The 14,330-nt window shown below is 55.2% G+C and carries 14 protein-coding genes; 9 read left to right on the forward strand and 5 right to left on the reverse strand.

The window, feature by feature from the left end; translation table 11 throughout:
- Positions 1-2 precede the first annotated feature (2 nt).
- Complete coding sequence (locus AC6I8P_RS21075) at positions 3-1,502, forward strand: UbiD family decarboxylase (RefSeq protein ID WP_021509403.1); 1,500 nt, start codon at positions 3-5, stop codon at positions 1,500-1,502.
- Here AC6I8P_RS21075 and AC6I8P_RS21080 read toward each other — a convergent pair.
- Positions 1,499-3,052, reverse strand: a complete 1,554-nt coding sequence (locus AC6I8P_RS21080) for a GGDEF domain-containing protein (RefSeq protein WP_059010827.1) — start codon at positions 3,050-3,052, stop codon at positions 1,499-1,501. The two genes, AC6I8P_RS21075 and AC6I8P_RS21080, sit on opposite strands and share 4 nt — an antisense overlap.
- 607 nt (positions 3,053-3,659) lie before the next feature.
- On the opposite strand from AC6I8P_RS21080, the gene AC6I8P_RS21085 reads away from it, so the two are divergent.
- Positions 3,660-4,391, forward strand: coding sequence for an N-acyl amino acid synthase FeeM domain-containing protein (locus AC6I8P_RS21085; protein ID WP_125311799.1), 732 nt, complete (start codon positions 3,660-3,662; stop codon positions 4,389-4,391).
- Between the two features lie 42 nt (positions 4,392-4,433).
- On the opposite strand, the gene AC6I8P_RS21090 is transcribed toward AC6I8P_RS21085, so the two are convergent.
- Positions 4,434-5,348, reverse strand: a complete 915-nt coding sequence (locus AC6I8P_RS21090; protein ID WP_498031348.1) for a LysR family transcriptional regulator — start codon at positions 5,346-5,348, stop codon at positions 4,434-4,436.
- Between the two features lie 119 nt (positions 5,349-5,467).
- Between AC6I8P_RS21090 and AC6I8P_RS21095 the strand changes: the two genes are divergently transcribed.
- The 4 genes from AC6I8P_RS21095 to AC6I8P_RS21110 all read left to right on the forward strand — a co-directional run bounded on the left by AC6I8P_RS21095 (position 5,468) and on the right by AC6I8P_RS21110 (position 7,946).
- Positions 5,468-6,205, forward strand: coding sequence for an SDR family oxidoreductase (locus tag AC6I8P_RS21095; protein ID WP_082678671.1), 738 nt, complete (start codon positions 5,468-5,470; stop codon positions 6,203-6,205).
- 36 nt (positions 6,206-6,241) lie between these two features.
- Positions 6,242-7,156: an SDR family oxidoreductase gene (locus tag AC6I8P_RS21100; RefSeq protein ID WP_498031189.1), complete on the forward strand. Its 915-nt coding sequence runs from the start codon at positions 6,242-6,244 to the stop codon at positions 7,154-7,156.
- 56 nt (positions 7,157-7,212) lie between these two features.
- Positions 7,213-7,473, forward strand: coding sequence for a hypothetical protein (locus AC6I8P_RS21105; protein WP_058776354.1), 261 nt, complete (start codon positions 7,213-7,215; stop codon positions 7,471-7,473).
- Between the two features lie 158 nt (positions 7,474-7,631).
- Positions 7,632-7,946 (forward strand): hypothetical protein, encoded by a 315-nt coding sequence (locus tag AC6I8P_RS21110; protein WP_058759146.1) that lies wholly within the window; start codon positions 7,632-7,634, stop codon positions 7,944-7,946.
- A 2-nt stretch (positions 7,947-7,948) separates the two neighbouring features.
- Here the strand turns inward: AC6I8P_RS21110 and AC6I8P_RS21115 are convergent, their stop codons facing one another.
- On the reverse strand, positions 7,949-8,761 hold the full coding sequence (locus AC6I8P_RS21115; protein WP_481658201.1) for a DUF4225 domain-containing protein: 813 nt from the start codon (positions 8,759-8,761) through the stop codon (positions 7,949-7,951).
- Between the two features lie 326 nt (positions 8,762-9,087).
- Between AC6I8P_RS21115 and AC6I8P_RS21120 the strand changes: the two genes are divergently transcribed.
- Both AC6I8P_RS21120 and uraH read left to right on the forward strand, forming a co-directional pair.
- Positions 9,088-10,188 carry an NADH:flavin oxidoreductase/NADH oxidase gene (locus AC6I8P_RS21120; protein WP_394516480.1) on the forward strand — a complete coding sequence of 367 codons (1,101 nt, stop codon included), beginning with the start codon at positions 9,088-9,090 and terminating at the stop codon, positions 10,186-10,188.
- 129 nt (positions 10,189-10,317) lie between these two features.
- Positions 10,318-10,731 carry a hydroxyisourate hydrolase gene (gene uraH, locus AC6I8P_RS21125; protein ID WP_394517664.1) on the forward strand — a complete coding sequence of 138 codons (414 nt, stop codon included), beginning with the start codon at positions 10,318-10,320 and terminating at the stop codon, positions 10,729-10,731.
- Between the two features lie 171 nt (positions 10,732-10,902).
- Here the strand turns inward: uraH and AC6I8P_RS21130 are convergent, their stop codons facing one another.
- The gene (locus tag AC6I8P_RS21130; RefSeq protein ID WP_394517663.1) at positions 10,903-11,748 is read right to left on the reverse strand and encodes a helix-turn-helix transcriptional regulator; all 846 of its coding nucleotides are present in this window, start codon (positions 11,746-11,748) and stop codon (positions 10,903-10,905) included.
- A 99-nt stretch (positions 11,749-11,847) separates the two neighbouring features.
- Here AC6I8P_RS21130 and AC6I8P_RS21135 point away from each other — a divergent pair, with 99 nt between their 5' ends.
- Positions 11,848-12,744, forward strand: a complete 897-nt coding sequence (locus tag AC6I8P_RS21135; protein WP_338671151.1) for an SDR family oxidoreductase — start codon at positions 11,848-11,850, stop codon at positions 12,742-12,744.
- A 204-nt stretch (positions 12,745-12,948) separates the two neighbouring features.
- On the opposite strand, the gene AC6I8P_RS21140 is transcribed toward AC6I8P_RS21135, so the two are convergent.
- Entirely contained in the window at positions 12,949-14,187 is a 1,239-nt protein-coding gene (locus tag AC6I8P_RS21140; protein WP_498031190.1) for an aromatic amino acid transporter, read from the reverse strand.
- Positions 14,188-14,330 lie beyond the last annotated feature (143 nt).

A 14,330-nucleotide genomic window follows, 5' to 3' on the forward strand; every position in this document is an offset into this window, starting at 1 on the left:
CTATGTCAAACACATCTCCCTCTTCGCACAGCAGTGAGGTTTACGATCTGCGCTCTGCCATCGAACTGCTGAAACAATTTGATGGTGAGTATATTGAGACTGATGAACCGGTGAATCCCGAAGCGGAACTGTCCGGTGTCTATCGTTACGTTGGCGCGGGCGGTACCGTGATGCGTCCCACGCAGACCGGACCGGCGATGGTGTTTAATCACATCAAAGGTTACGACAACTTTCGCGTACTAATTGGTTTGCTGGCTTCACGGCAGCGCGTGGCGCGCCTGCTAGGAGTGCCGAAAGAAAAGCTGGCGCATCTGCTGCGTTCATCGGTACACAACGCCATTGCGCCGGTGGAAATAAGCCAGCAGCAGGCGGTTTGTCAGGAAGTGGTGCACCTCGCCACGGACGACGGTTTTGATATCCGCCGCCTGCTGCCCGCGCCAACCAACACGCCTGAAGATGCCGGCCCCTATTTCACCATGGGGATGTGTTATGCCGCCGATCCGGAAACCGGCGAACATGACGTCACTATTCACCGCTTGTGTGTGCAGGGCAAAGATGAGATCTCGATGTACTTTGTACCGGGCCGCCATCTTGATCAGTTCCGCATCAAGGCTGAGCAGGCGGGCAAAGCGTTGCCGATTACCATCAGTATTGGCGTCGATCCGGCCATCGAAATTGGTGCCTGTTTCGAGCCGCCGACCACACCGCTCGGTTTTGATGAGCTGGCGATAGCCGGGGGCTTGCGCGGTCGGGCGGTTGAGCTGGTTAAGGGTGTCGCCGTTGATGCCCGCGCCATTGCCCATGCAGAGATCGTGATTGAGGGTGAACTGGTGCCGGATTATCGCGTACAGGAAGATCAGCATACCCATAGCGGTAAAGCGATGCCGGAATTCCCGGGTTATACCGGTGAAGCGCAGGCGGCAGTGCCGGTGATTAAAGTCAAAGCCGTGACGCACCGCAAAAACCCCATCCTGCAAACCTGCATCGGACCGAGCGACGAGCACACCAATCTGGCCGGAATCCCGACCGAAGCCAGCATTCTCGATATGGTTGAGCGTGCGTTACCGGGTCTGGTGAAGAATGTACATTGCCCTTCGCCAGGCACCGGGAAATATGTTGCGGTGCTGCAAATCAATAAGCGCGGCCCGCAGGATGAGGGACGCCAGCGTCAGGCCGCCCTGCTGGCTTTCTCGGCCTTTTCAGAGCTGAAGCACGTGTTCCTGGTCGATGAAGATGTTGATGTGTTCGACTTAAATGACGTGATTTGGGCGATGACCACGCGTTATCAGGGCGACGCGGATACCATCTTTATTCCGGGCGTGCGCTGTCACCCGCTCGATCCCTCACAGGATCCGGCCTTCAGCAACTCGATTCGCGCCCATGGCATTACCTGTAAAACCATTTTTGACTGTACGGTGCCGTATGACCTGAAACACAACTTCCAGCGCTCGCAGTTTATGGAAGTCGATGTTTCACGCTTCATTCCTGGTTTTAACCGTTAATCACTCACTGCCCGCCAGGCCTGCGCCTGATTGCGTCCGCTATGCTTGGCCTGGTACAACGCCGCATCAGCATGTTCGATCAGGTTGCCGGCCTGATCGTCATGCCAGGTGGTCGCACAGCCCGCGCTGAGCGTCACCTGCGCGTCGGGCAGTGCGGAAGCGGCGTGAGGCAGATGCAGGTCAGCAATCGCCTGTACTGCCTGACGCGCAATATTCAGCGCCGCATGCTGATCGGCACCGGCGAGGATGATGGCAAACTCCTCGCCGCCATAGCGCGCGACCATGTCGCTCTGCCGTAGCTTGAGGCGTTTAAGCGCGTCGGCCACCTGGCGTAAACAGTGATCGCCTGCGACGTGCCCGTAGCGATCGTTGTAGTGTTTGAAGTAGTCAATATCCATCAAAATCAGCGACACCGGCGCTGATTTTTCCCGCAGATTATGCAAAGCATTCTGCAAAAAGCGGTCAAACTGTCTGCGGTTAGCCAGACCGGTCAGCCCATCGAAAAACGCCAGCTGATCCAGATGGTGATTGGCATCGGCGAGGTCGTTTTTTAGTTTGAGCAGTGCTTCCTGATAATGCTGGCTATGCCGAGCCTGACGAATGACAAACAGTCCAAGCAGGATAATCGCGACCAGCAGCGCCACGTTCAGGGAAATATCCTGTAGTCGCCCTTTCACCCAGCGCAGATACAGATTGCGCTTGTCATAACCCGCCGCGACGACCAGCGGATAGCGTTCTGAGCTGGCGAAGCCGAAGATGCGCACCTGGCCATCCAGCGCCGCGTTCCACTCGCCGCTGCCGCGATCGGCTTTTACCAGCATCTGCTGGAACAGATGGCTGGCGGAGAGACTCTTGCCGATATAGCTGTCGGGCATCGGACGGGCATAAAGCACCGTGCTGTCTGCCAGCATCAGTACCAGCACGTCGCGCGGCCCCAGTTCGTAGTAACTGTAAAAACGGCGGAAATAATCCACTTTAATGGTGGCTAACAGGATGCCTTTGAAATCACGCGCGGCATCGCTGACGCGCAGGGAAACCGGAATAACCAGATCGCCAGTGCTGCGGCTGCGAATCACCGGGCCAATGTGCAAACTGTCACGGCTGTTGGTACGGTGATAGCGGAAATATTCACGGTCAGAGTTGTTGGTGCCCACCGGCACGCTGCGCGTGGAGGTGGCGATCCAGCGTCCCTGCTCATCATAGTAAAACAGCCCATGCAGCTGCGGCAGACGGCTTTGCAGATCGCGCATAATCTGGCTCAGATTGGCGGCGTTGAGCTTTTCCAGCGGCTGCGCCTGCAGGTCACGCTGCACTTCACGCAGAGCCAGTTCGGTCTGGAGCACGGTATCTTCCGCCTGACGTGACTGTGACAGGGAAAGATTGACCGCCATCTCTTCCGTCTGGCGCACCGCGCCGTGCCAGTCTTCGCGCAGCGTCCACAGGGTGAGCGCAATGATCGCGCATATCAGCAATCCGCCGGACAGCAAAATACTGCGCAGCAGCGAGGAACCTGAAATGATTGCCGCTTCATTTTTCCTTTTAAACGTCATGTTTCACCCTGTTGCCGTGTTAACGCTAAGTTAAGCACATAATCAGCGACGGGATTTTCAGGATTAAAGACGGTAATGATGTCAGGCGTGGCGATGGCCACTGGACGACGGGTGAATGCTGCATAAATCGCCAGCGATCAGTTCGCCCAACCCTGGATTGAACGCGGCGAACTCAGGCAGGTACTGGGCGAGTGGTCTGCAGTGTTTTCAGGTCTTAATCTCTATTACGTTAACAATCCCCATATGTCGGCCTCGCTGAGAGCGTTTATTGACCAGTTAAAATCCTTTGTCGCGACGAGGCGTTGAAATCAGCCAGCGCCATGCTGCTGGTCCCGCCACGAATATTAAATCACGCTAATCATTAACCCTGCTGTCGTTCCGGTTGTTACCGCCGGTATTTTCTCCCCTGTAACGCGCCTTATCCCCTGCCGCCACGCTTTTCTGAAGATCTAAATTTGCAGCAAAAATTTATTCAATCATTAAATTATATTTATTATATTAGCGAAACTTTAATGTGGACTGGTTGAGGATTACAGTGCATTTAACAAGGAAATCAGTGATTAGCAGCGCTATCTCTGATGGCGTACTGACAAAAAGAACCCACAGAATGTGCAGGATACTTAATGGTATCGATCAGCGCATTAGCATTACACCGGCAAGCGGATTGATTGACTTCCTTAAAGGGATGGAGGTGACCAACGAACAGTACCGGCGCAGTGGAATCGTTAAGGAAAAACGCTCAATTTTTCTCTATAACGAAGGGCTGCTGAATCCGGAAAGCACGCTGTTTCTCGCCCGCAAAGGCCAGGATATCCTCGGCACGCTAAGTGTCATCGCCAATCACAATAACCGTCTGCCATGCAGCAAACTTTTTCGTGAAGAGATGGCCGCCCTGCAGCTGGAAAAGCGCAAAGTGGTAGAGCTTGGCACGCTGTCGGTACGCTATCAGGCAGACAGTGAAAATATTGTGTTTATGCTGTACCTGAAAATCATGATCTACACCATTTTCATTGAACAGGTGGATGACATCTTTATTCAGGTCAAAGAGAAGGTTGCTGCGTTTTACGAGCGCAATTTCCTGTTCAAACAGGTCGGCGGCACCAAAAAGCACCCGGATTACAGTGACCTTAACGCCACGCTGCTGCGCGTGGACGTGAAAAGTATCCGCGACAAAATTTATGAGCAGCAGTGTTATGGCCCGATGGGCTGGCTGCGCATGCTGCGTGAACTTGGTTTACTGCAGCACTACCGCACGCTGAGCCAGCAGTGCCACAGCTGTCCGCGCTTTACGCCAGATCAGCGGGACGCGGAGCTCTATCAATATCTGTGTAATCTGTGACGGCGCCAGCCTCCTCTGCACCGTTTTCGATTTTCACACAGATTACTTGCCGGCATTGCTATCCACGTCGTGCTGCAGGAAGAGTTCTTTTAGCCATTCGATGAAGACCCTGACTCTGGGTGATAGCTGTCGGTTATGCGGATACAGGACAGAGACGGGAGACGGTTCAGGTGGAAAGGCTTTGAGCAATTCGACGAGCGTCCCCGTCTTCAAATCATCTTCCACGTGATAACGCGGCACCTGGATGATGCCGAGTCCCATGCGCGCCACGGATACAAAGGTATCAGCCGCATTAACCGTAATTGAAGTTTTGATCGTCGTGGTGATGCGCTTGCCGTCCACCCTGAATGCCAGCGGCAGGATGCCGCTGCTGCCCGTGGTGCGAAATCCGATCATCCTGTGGCCGCAATGCAGTTCATCCGGATCCGACGGAAGTCCGAACCGGGAGACGTAACCGGGCGAAGCGACCGTGACCTCTTCCAGCGTGGCGACGCACCGCGCGATCATATCGCTGTCCTGCGGCGTTCCGACACGCAGGACACAATCAATTCCCTCACGCACCAGATCGACCAGCCGGTCACCCTCGCTCAGATAGATTTCGATATCAGGATAAGCTTCGATGAAACAAGGTAGGTGCGGCAGAACAAAATGTCTTGCCAGCGTGCCATGAACATCGACACGCAGCAATCCCTTCGGCCGGGCGCCGGCAAACGCGCCCTCGGCATCCTCGATATCGTCCAGTATAGAAACGCAGCGCTTGTAGTAGGCTTCACCGTCCAGCGTCGGGCTGACGTGACGCGTGGTGCGTTCCAGTAGCTTAATGCCCAGGCGCGACTCAAGTTGCTTAATCGCGTCCGTTACGGTCGAGCGTGGCAGGCCGAGGTCTTCCGCCGCCCTTGTGAAGCTGCGGCGCGCTACCACACGCGTGAAAACGCGCATCGTATCAATTCTGTCCATGGCATTGTTCGTCATTATCGGATTCTGATACCTGATAATGACTGATTATCCGGAAAGGATACAGTGCTAGATTTTCTCCGTGTTCAGGCGCGATACCGCGCGAAAATGGGAGAATATCTATGTCTGTTTCAGAGAAAGTTGCAATCGTAACCGGTGCATCCCGCGGAATTGGTGCCGCCATTGCCAGGCAGCTTGCTGCGGACGGCTTTGCCCTCGTAGTGAACTATGCCGGCAACGCAGAGGCTGCTGCCGCCGTGGTTGAGGAGATCGAAGCCGCCGGTGGCAGAGCTATCACCGCGCAGGCGGACGTTGCTGATGCCAGCCAGGTCAAACGCATGTTCGATTTAGCCGAATCTGCGTTTGGTGGTATTGATGTGCTCGTCAATAATGCCGGCGTAATGATGTTGTCTCCGCTGGCCAGCGCCGACGATCAGAGTTTTACCAAGCAGATTGACATCAATCTGAAGGGGACGTTTAACACCCTGCGCGAAGCGGCAAACCGCCTGCGTTCTGGTGGGCGCATCATCAACTTCTCCACGTCGGTTGTCGGGCTTAAGCTTGAGAATTATGGCGTCTATGCCGCGACCAAAGCGGCCGTCGAAACACTGACAACCATCATGTCCAAAGAGATGCGCGGACGCAGCATCACCGTCAATGCCGTCGCGCCCGGTCCGACTGCGACCGACCTCTTCCTCAACGGGAAAAGCGATGAACTGATCGCGCGCATGTCCAAAATGAATCCGCTGGAACGCCTCGGCACGCCTGAGGATATCGCCAGTGTTGTTTCTTTCCTCGCCGGACCACAGGGCAGCTGGATGAACGGACAGATCCTGCGCGCCAATGGCGGAATGGTCTGAGCCGCAAACTGCAGAATTAGTCAAAGGAGTACTGTTATGTCTCAGAAGATTATCCTTGTGACCGGATCGTCAAGCGGCTTCGGTCGCCTGACCGCCGAAGCGCTGGCTCGTGCTGGTCATACCGTTTATGCATCAATGCGGGATATTGCGGGCCGTAATGCCGCAAATGTCCGCCAGTTAAGCGAACTTTCCACGCGGGAGGGAATTGACCTGCGGCCGCTGGAACTTGATGTTCAGATCGACATATCGGTTGATGCTGCCATTGAAACGGTAATATCCGACGCCGGGAAGCTTGATGTGGTGGTACACAATGCTGGCCACATGATGTTCGGCCCGGCCGAAGCCTTCACTCCAGAGCAGTTCGCCCAGCAATATGACGTTAACGTGCTGGGAACGCAGCGCGTCAACCGGGCCATACTGCCGCATATGCGCTCCCGCCGTGAAGGCCTGCTGGTCTGGATTTCCAGTTCCAGCGTGACCGGCGGCACACCGCCCTATCTGGCCCCTTATTTTGCCGCCAAAGCGGCGATGGATACGCTTGCCGTTCAGTATGCGCGCGAGCTCAGCCGATTCGGCATTGAGACGACAATCATCGTGCCGGGAGCCTTTACCAAAGGGACGAACCATTTTGCCCATTCAGGAAGTCCTGCCGACACCGGGCGTGTCGCGGAGTATGAAGCAGGTCCTTATGCCGGTTTCGGCGATGATGTGCAAAAGGCCTTTGCGGAGATAGTGCCGGAAGATGCCGATCCCGCGCGCGTTGCAGCACAGATTGCCGATGTAGTCGGTATGCCGTTTGGTACGCGTCCATTTCGTGTCCATAACGATCCGTCCGAAGACGGCGCAAATATTGGCTTTGCGGTCATCGACCGTTTGCGCGCCGAAATGCTACATCGGGTTGGATTGTCCGATCTTCTGACGCCAGCGAAAGCACCGTCGTGTGAAGGGTAACAGGCGTGACCGGCGGGATCGCTCGCCGGTCGCTTTACCAAACAGGAGCGCCGGAAATGCACACCGTTGTCACCCTTATCTGTGGTTTTGCGCTATTTGGCATCTTCCTGACTTTTGGATGGCTCTGGCATTTAGGCCCCTTTCCCAGTGAGTTAACCACGAAAAGTTTCATCGCCGTCTGGGTGATAATCGCATTCATCAACATGTGGACAGGTATCAACAAAGCCGGCTATGCGTTCAGTGAAGAATTGTCCGTACTGCCGTACGTGTTGCTGCCGCCGGTCATCGCTGCCGGTTTTGTGCTGCTTCTCTGGTAAATCGATTACCAGTAACCAGCAAGTCAGACTAATGACGTAAGCTGCTGTTTCAAAGTTAAATTAACTAACATCGAAACATGATTCACAGATGGCGATTTATCGCCTGTTTTCGGGTAAACTCACTGGTGATGTTATGGTGAATTTTAAGGATGAAATCCATGAAAATTAGCGAAGAATCACTGCTGGAGTCCGGCTTCAGTCATAAAGATATCCAGAAAATTAAAAATAATACCGAAAATTACGGTGGTTCAATGGGTGATACCATCCAGGATTTGGCAAATCGCTTTATCATAGCGATTTGTGTTGTAACGGGTTGCCTTGCCGTTTTTGTTTTGCTGGTTCTCTTTGGTTCAGCTGAAAACCTTTTCGCTGGCTCTGTCGGGCTACTTTGCGGTATCGCGGTTGCAATATTTGTACAGCCGCCGGTGCTTGCCTATAAATCCTGGCGTTATAAAAGAATAAATCGGAGTTAGGTTCAGTTATTCTCGGGGGTCAAAAGGTCAAAAATGACTTTTGCTTTTACACCATAACCAACAATTTTCATCGTTAATTTTGGTTTGCTCATGGTTTCAACTTTTCGGTAATAATCCCGAGGAAGCCATCTGAATAATCGCCACGCACCAGGCTTTCTTGCAAGACCAAAAATACTATAGACACTAGCACTTAAGGTTACTGCATTATAAAATGCCAGCCCTGATTCAGGTTTAAAACCCAGATACTTAGCAGCCTCCATAGAACTGTCTGCGAATATTCCCTCTGATTTGGATTGATCGCCGTAACGAAGATGGCTGGCCTCTTTTGTGATCCCATTGATACCATCAACAAAAAGTATCGCCCCGGCAAGTATTCCCAAAGGAGTCATTGTCGACATCATGATCATTCCGCCAAACAGCGCTGCACCTGATACCACAATATGAACAGCAGAAATCACATAACCGACAATTTTGTTATTTTCCCGGACGAACTCCACTTTGGCGTAAAGTTTCGCAGTATTCCTGCGCAGCATTTGCCCCTGCTCTGCAAGATTTTCGGTCTCTGCCCTGAGGTTTTCTACGCAGGCCATGCACTCTTCATCAGACTTTGCGCGCCGGGCGATCGAGAACTGCTCTTCAATCACATCCCTTATTTCCTGCACAAACTGGAGTCGTGTAAGTCCATCCCTGATGTGAAACCCGGCTTCACGGTTAGCCGTTTCAATCAGCTTACGGGCTTCAAGATTGACCATCGATTCTGCCCAGGCCCTGTTGCGCCCATTTGAACGCATCATTGCGAGTAGTGCTTCATCCATTTCACAGTTCCTTTGATTAGCCGATGATTCGATAATACTTAATCAGATCCCTCTTAACATGAGAAGTTATTTTGGACCGCCAGGTTTACGCCCGTCCAGAATTCATTAGCGTTAGCTTGCGTTCTGTTAAACCTCAGCCCCTGGTTTGAATAAATGGCGCTAGTTAGCCTTAACGGCACGTTAGCCGAACCCGGCACCATTACATTAATCACTAATAGTATGTTGTAATTAATGGGTGTCATTGCCGCTTACATCTGGCATTGCTGCAAATCCGGCTGCAGCTCCTATGCTGTAGTGAGTCATTAACGTGCGGATATGAGGTATGCATGAGTTTACTGTTTAGCGCGACGCAGCTTGGCGAGTTGTCGCTGGAAAATCGTATTGTGATTGCACCGATGTGCCAATACTCAGCGGAAGAAGGTCAGGCAACGGCCTGGCACCGCATTCATCTGGGCCAGCTGGCGCTCTCCGGCGCGGGACTGCTGATTATCGAGGCAACGGCGGTGGAAGCTATTGGCCGTATCACGCCGGGCGACCTGGGGTTATGGGACGACGCCACTGAAGCCGCGCTGGCCAGCGTGCTGCAGGACGTGCGGCGCTACGCTACCCTGCCGATTGGCATTCAGTTGGGTCACGCCGGGCGCAAAGCGTCCTGTGCTGCGCCATGGCAAGGCGGTGCGCAGCTCTCTGAGGAAAACGGCGGCTGGCAGACCGTCGCGCCGTCTGCGCAGCCGTTTGGACAGGATGAGCGTCCGCCGGCCGCACTCAGCAAACAGGATCTGGCGCAGCTGAAACAGGCCTTTGTCGATAGCGCCCTGCGCGCGGTACGCATCGGCATTGAGCTGGTCGAACTGCATGCTGCGCACGGCTATTTGCTGCACCAGTTTCTGTCGCCGCTCAGCAACCAGCGTGACGATGAATATGGCGGCTCATTAGAGAACCGTCTGCGTTTTCCGCTTGAGGTGTTTAAGGCGCTGCGCGCTGCGCTGCCGGCGGAAATCCCGGTTGGCGTGCGGCTGTCCGCCACCGACTGGATCGAGGGCGGCTGGGATAATCAGCAATCGATTGTTTTCAGCCAGCAGCTCGAAGCCGCAGGCTGCGCCTATATTCACGTCTCCAGCGGGGGGCTGGCACCGCAGCAGCAAATCAGCGTCGGTCCAGGTTATCAGTTGCCATTCGCCCGCGAGATTCGCCAGCAGGTCTCGATTCCGGTGATTGGCGTGGGGCTGATTACCGAACCGAAACAGGCCGAGCAGGCACTGCAGGAGCAAGATGCCGATTTGATCGCGCTGGCACGCGCGGTGCTGTATGACCCACGCTGGCCATGGCACGCCGCCACCGAACTGGGTGCGCAGGCCAAAGCGCCGCCACAGTATCTGCGTTCCGAACCGCACGGCCTGAAAGGCACATTGATCAGTAACCAGTAATCCGACTGACCGGCAGCCGCCCGGTTGCCGGTTCTGCTCTGGGAAATTTCACAGATTTCAGCCCGTTGTGCGCATCTGCACGCTTTTCGTTTTATGCTTCTTCTGCCAATCAACCAAAAGGAAGATAAAATGAAATTGCAGCATTATTTACTGGGCGGCGCGCTCTGCGCTTTCAGCGTGAGCGGCCTGGCCGCCGAGATGAAAAATCCCCTGAGCGTGCACGTGCTGAATCTGCAAACCGGTGTACCGACCGCAGGTATTGAGGTCGAGCTGGATAAGCAACAGGGTGAAGAGTGGGTGAAACTGGCGCAGGGCACTACCAACGAACAGGGACGTATTCCGGCGCTTTACCCGGCGGGCCAGAAGGCGCAGACCGGGATTTACCGCGTAATTTTTAAAACCGGTGACTATTACAAAAAAAACAGTCAGCCGACCTTCTTCCCGGAAATCCCGGTGATGTTCAACCTGGATAATGCCGATCAGCACTACCATATTCCACTGCTGCTCAGTCAGTACGGCTACTCCACCTATCGCGGCAACTAAGCAAAAAAGGCGCTGCGGACGGTATATTTATACCAGTACGTTTTGTTGAACCGTTGCCTCGTTAAGCGATTGAATCAGGCAGGAGAATCTCTATTTCGTTGCTCCTGCCCATTACAAGGTAAGCCTGTTTTTTTCGGCTGGTGTGATTGCTATAGCGTGCTGGCTGACGCATTAAAAACTGCCTGACTGCTGAGCTGGGTTCTGTGAAATCCAGCGCTCTGTTTTCACTCTGCTTTCATCGGTTGCCGGGTTAAAGAGCATCATCGTCAAATCCGGCCGGCCTTCAACAGAAAAGGTCGAGAACTCCAGGGCAATCGTCCCCATTTGCGGATGATGCAGCACCTTAAACCCTTCGCCATGCCCGGCCACATCGTTGTTACGCCACAGGCGGGCGAAGTCAGCGCTTTGAGCGGATAGCTCCTCAACCAGTCGATCAATTTCCTCTGAAGCACCCAGGCGCGCGGCATCCGCCCGAAAGGCGTTGACGATGAGACGGGCCACGCCCTCCCAGTCGTCTTGCATCCCCCGCGCTTCCTGATCGGTAAACAGCAGGCGCAGAATATTGCGCCGCGCGGGCGGGAGTTGCCCATAATCCTTCAGCACAACCGTCGCCGGGTGATTCCATGCCACCACATCCCAGGTGGCGGTTTTAATAATCGCCGGAATCGTCAGGCTTTCCAGTACGCGTTGCAGCCGTGGGGTTATGCTATCGGACCGACTTACCCGGTTTTCTGGCGGATGCCCAAACGCGAGGATAAACAGATGATCGCGCTCGGGAGACGTAAGCCGCAGCCCGGCAGCAATGCGGTTCAGTACCTCACGCGAGGGCGCTCCCCCGCGGCCCTGCTCAAGCCAGGTGTACCAGGTCGGGCTGATATTCGCGAGCTGGGCAACTTCTTCGCGGCGCAGGCCCGGCGTACGTCGGCGGCCGGGCAAAAAACCAAACGAAGCCGGGTCAATTGCCAGACGGCGTGCCCTTAAAAACTCACCCAGCGGATTTTCAGAAAGCAGCGTCATAAATCACCCTGTTAATGTTTATACCCTGATAACTTCACTACTTTAATAGTAAAAGATCCGCGCTTACGCTGTCGCACTAAATCACTCAGGAGACAGGCTATGCGTATTTTTATAACGGGTGCGACGGGCTTTATCGGCTCACGCGTTGTATCGGCCCTGCTGGCTCGCGGCCATCAGGTGACCGGTCTTGTACGTTCAGAAGAAGCAGCTCAGCGGTTAAAAGATATGGGCGCCACAGCCCAGCGCGGTACGCTGGAAGATCCCCAGGCATGGATTGCCGGCATTGACCAATGTGATGCGGTGATCCATACCGCTTTCGATCATGATTTCAGCCGTTTTGTCGAAAATTGCGAAAAAGACCGCCGCGTTATTCGCGCGATTGGCTCTGTGTTGCAGGGCAGTCAGCGTCCGCTGCTCATCACTTCTGGTACCGGAATGGGTGATGACGGCAGCGGCCAGCCCGCTCTTGAGCAGAATTTCAACCCGGCACACCCTAACCCACGCGTCGCCTCGGAGCTGGAAGGTACTAAGCTCCTTGAATCGGGGATCGATCTACGTGTGGTGCGTTTACCTCAGGTTCACAACACCGAACGTCAGGGATTAATCAGCTATTACATCGCTCTTGCCAGGGAGAAAGGCGCGGCAGCTTATATCGGCGGAGGTGAAAACGCCTGGTGCGCGGCACACGTTGATGACGTCGCCGGGCTGTACGTAAAAGTGCTTGAGCAAGGCGAACGCGGCAAACGGTATCATGCGGTAGCTGAGGAAAGCATTGCCTCACGGCTGATTGCTGAAACCGTGGCAGCAGGGCTGGGTATTCCTGCCGTTTCGCTGAAACCCGATCAGGCCGCGGAGCATTTCGGCTGGTTCGCCGCTTTCGCCAGGCTGGATCTGCGTGCCAGCGGTGCCTGGACGCGCCAGCAGCTCAACTGGCAGCCCAACGGACCGGGTCTTATCGCTGATTTAAGCAGAGTGAATTATTCAACCCAGTCGTAGCCCCAGCGCCGGGTAGCGGCGCAATTCATTGCGCAATTTCAACGCTGCGGCGGGTGGATTAGCGCAATAAATCGCGCCGCTACGAGCTGGTGCTGTGACCGTAAGCGGTGCAATTTATCGCACAATTTACAACGGCGCGGTGGCCAGATTCGCGCGATAAATCGCGCCGCTACGAATACCTCTGAACCCCATGGCTCTCGCCACTCAGACCGCAGCAAATTGCGGTAACACACCCAGCCAGCTCAGCGTCCATGCCAGCACATTCAGCGCGCCGAAAAGCAGTACCAGACCAATCGCCAGTGACGTACGCGGCCGATCGGCGAAACGCTGTTGCGCACGCCGCGCCAGCAGCGCCGGAATAATCACCGCCCACAGCGTGGCAAACAGACCGGCAAAACCGATGGCGGCGACGAAGCCATGTGGCCACCACAGCGAAGCGAGCAGCGGCGGCAAAAATGTCAGGCAGGCGGTTTGCAGCCGCGCGCGCGGGGAATGCCCCCAGCCGAGGCGGTCGGCGATGAAATCAAACAGACCTGCCGTCACGCCGAGAAACGAGGCAATTACCGCAAAATGTGAGAACACCGACATCATCAGCGATAACGCGCGCACATGCAGATGATCGCGCAGCGCGGCCATCAGCGCGGCAATATCTCCGCCCTGCTGCACGATGTCAGGAAACGCGGCGCGCGGCAAATTCCCCATGGTGCAGGCAATCCAGAACAGGTACAGCGCCAGCGACATCAGCGTGCCCAGCACCAGCGCGCGTGTCACCGGCGACTCGCGGCGCTGATAATAACTCACCAGTCCGGTGATGTTACCGTGATAGCCAAAAGAGGCCAGACAGAACGGCAGCACGCCCAGCGCGTAAGGCCAGTAGCTATCTCCCGGCGCGGCGGCAGCGAACAGTGAGGGCACATCGACCTGGGTTAACAGTCCGCCGAACAGCAAAATCAATAGCAGGATTTTTGCCAGCACGCAGAACGTCATCAAACGACTGACGCCGGTGGTGCCGAGCCACACCACGGCGGCGACACACAACGTCAGCGCGATTTTGGCCCCGGCGGTTGAGAGCGGCACGCCAAGCTGATTCAGCGAGTGCTGGTAAACCGGACCGCTGGCTGAAATATAAGCGTAGGTGAGAATGCCCAGCACAAACAGGATGCTAAGGCCATTGATGCTGGCCCAGCCGCGCCCAAGCAAATCGCGCGTCAGCGTATCGTAGCCCGCGCCTGGCGGATAATGCAGGCTGACACGCATAAACAGCAGCCCGGAGAGCAGCATTGCGCCCCAGCTTATGCCCAGCAGCAGCAGCGCCCAGCCAAACCACGCCCCGGCCATCACGATCGGCAACGTAAACATACCGGCGCCCACTACCGTCCCACAGATGATCATGGCGCCCCACCATACCGAGGGCTGGCGGCGCGCCATTACGCTCTCCGTCATCACACTTTTCCTTGCACAACATAAAGGCGGCGATGATACACGGGATCGCTAACAAATGTGAGGCGCGGGCGGTGACTGACGGGAAGATGGCTGTCAACAGGTGACAATGTCACATAAAAGCGCACCGGTTAGGGTGCGCCAGC

This window comes from gamma proteobacterium symbiont of Lampromicra miyakona (genome assembly GCF_059730895.1).

Bases quoted from the DNA above. Each gene is read 5' to 3' on its own strand.
- AC6I8P_RS21075 (WP_021509403.1), top strand. From the start codon at position 3: ATGTCAAACACATCTCCCTCTTCGCACAGCAGTGAGGTTTACGATCTG.
- AC6I8P_RS21080 (WP_059010827.1), bottom strand. From the start codon at position 3,052: ATGACGTTTAAAAGGAAAAATGAAGCGGCAATCATTTCAGGTTCCTCG.
- AC6I8P_RS21085 (WP_125311799.1), top strand. From the start codon at position 3,660: ATGTGCAGGATACTTAATGGTATCGATCAGCGCATTAGCATTACACCG.
- AC6I8P_RS21090 (WP_498031348.1), bottom strand. From the start codon at position 5,348: ATGGACAGAATTGATACGATGCGCGTTTTCACGCGTGTGGTAGCGCGC.
- AC6I8P_RS21095 (WP_082678671.1), top strand. From the start codon at position 5,468: ATGTCTGTTTCAGAGAAAGTTGCAATCGTAACCGGTGCATCCCGCGGA.
- AC6I8P_RS21100 (WP_498031189.1), top strand. From the start codon at position 6,242: ATGTCTCAGAAGATTATCCTTGTGACCGGATCGTCAAGCGGCTTCGGT.
- AC6I8P_RS21105 (WP_058776354.1), top strand. From the start codon at position 7,213: ATGCACACCGTTGTCACCCTTATCTGTGGTTTTGCGCTATTTGGCATC.
- AC6I8P_RS21110 (WP_058759146.1), top strand. From the start codon at position 7,632: ATGAAAATTAGCGAAGAATCACTGCTGGAGTCCGGCTTCAGTCATAAA.
- AC6I8P_RS21115 (WP_481658201.1), bottom strand. From the start codon at position 8,761: ATGGATGAAGCACTACTCGCAATGATGCGTTCAAATGGGCGCAACAGG.
- AC6I8P_RS21120 (WP_394516480.1), top strand. From the start codon at position 9,088: ATGAGTTTACTGTTTAGCGCGACGCAGCTTGGCGAGTTGTCGCTGGAA.
- uraH (WP_394517664.1), top strand. From the start codon at position 10,318: ATGAAATTGCAGCATTATTTACTGGGCGGCGCGCTCTGCGCTTTCAGC.
- AC6I8P_RS21130 (WP_394517663.1), bottom strand. From the start codon at position 11,748: ATGACGCTGCTTTCTGAAAATCCGCTGGGTGAGTTTTTAAGGGCACGC.
- AC6I8P_RS21135 (WP_338671151.1), top strand. From the start codon at position 11,848: ATGCGTATTTTTATAACGGGTGCGACGGGCTTTATCGGCTCACGCGTT.
- AC6I8P_RS21140 (WP_498031190.1), bottom strand. From the start codon at position 14,187: ATGACGGAGAGCGTAATGGCGCGCCGCCAGCCCTCGGTATGGTGGGGC.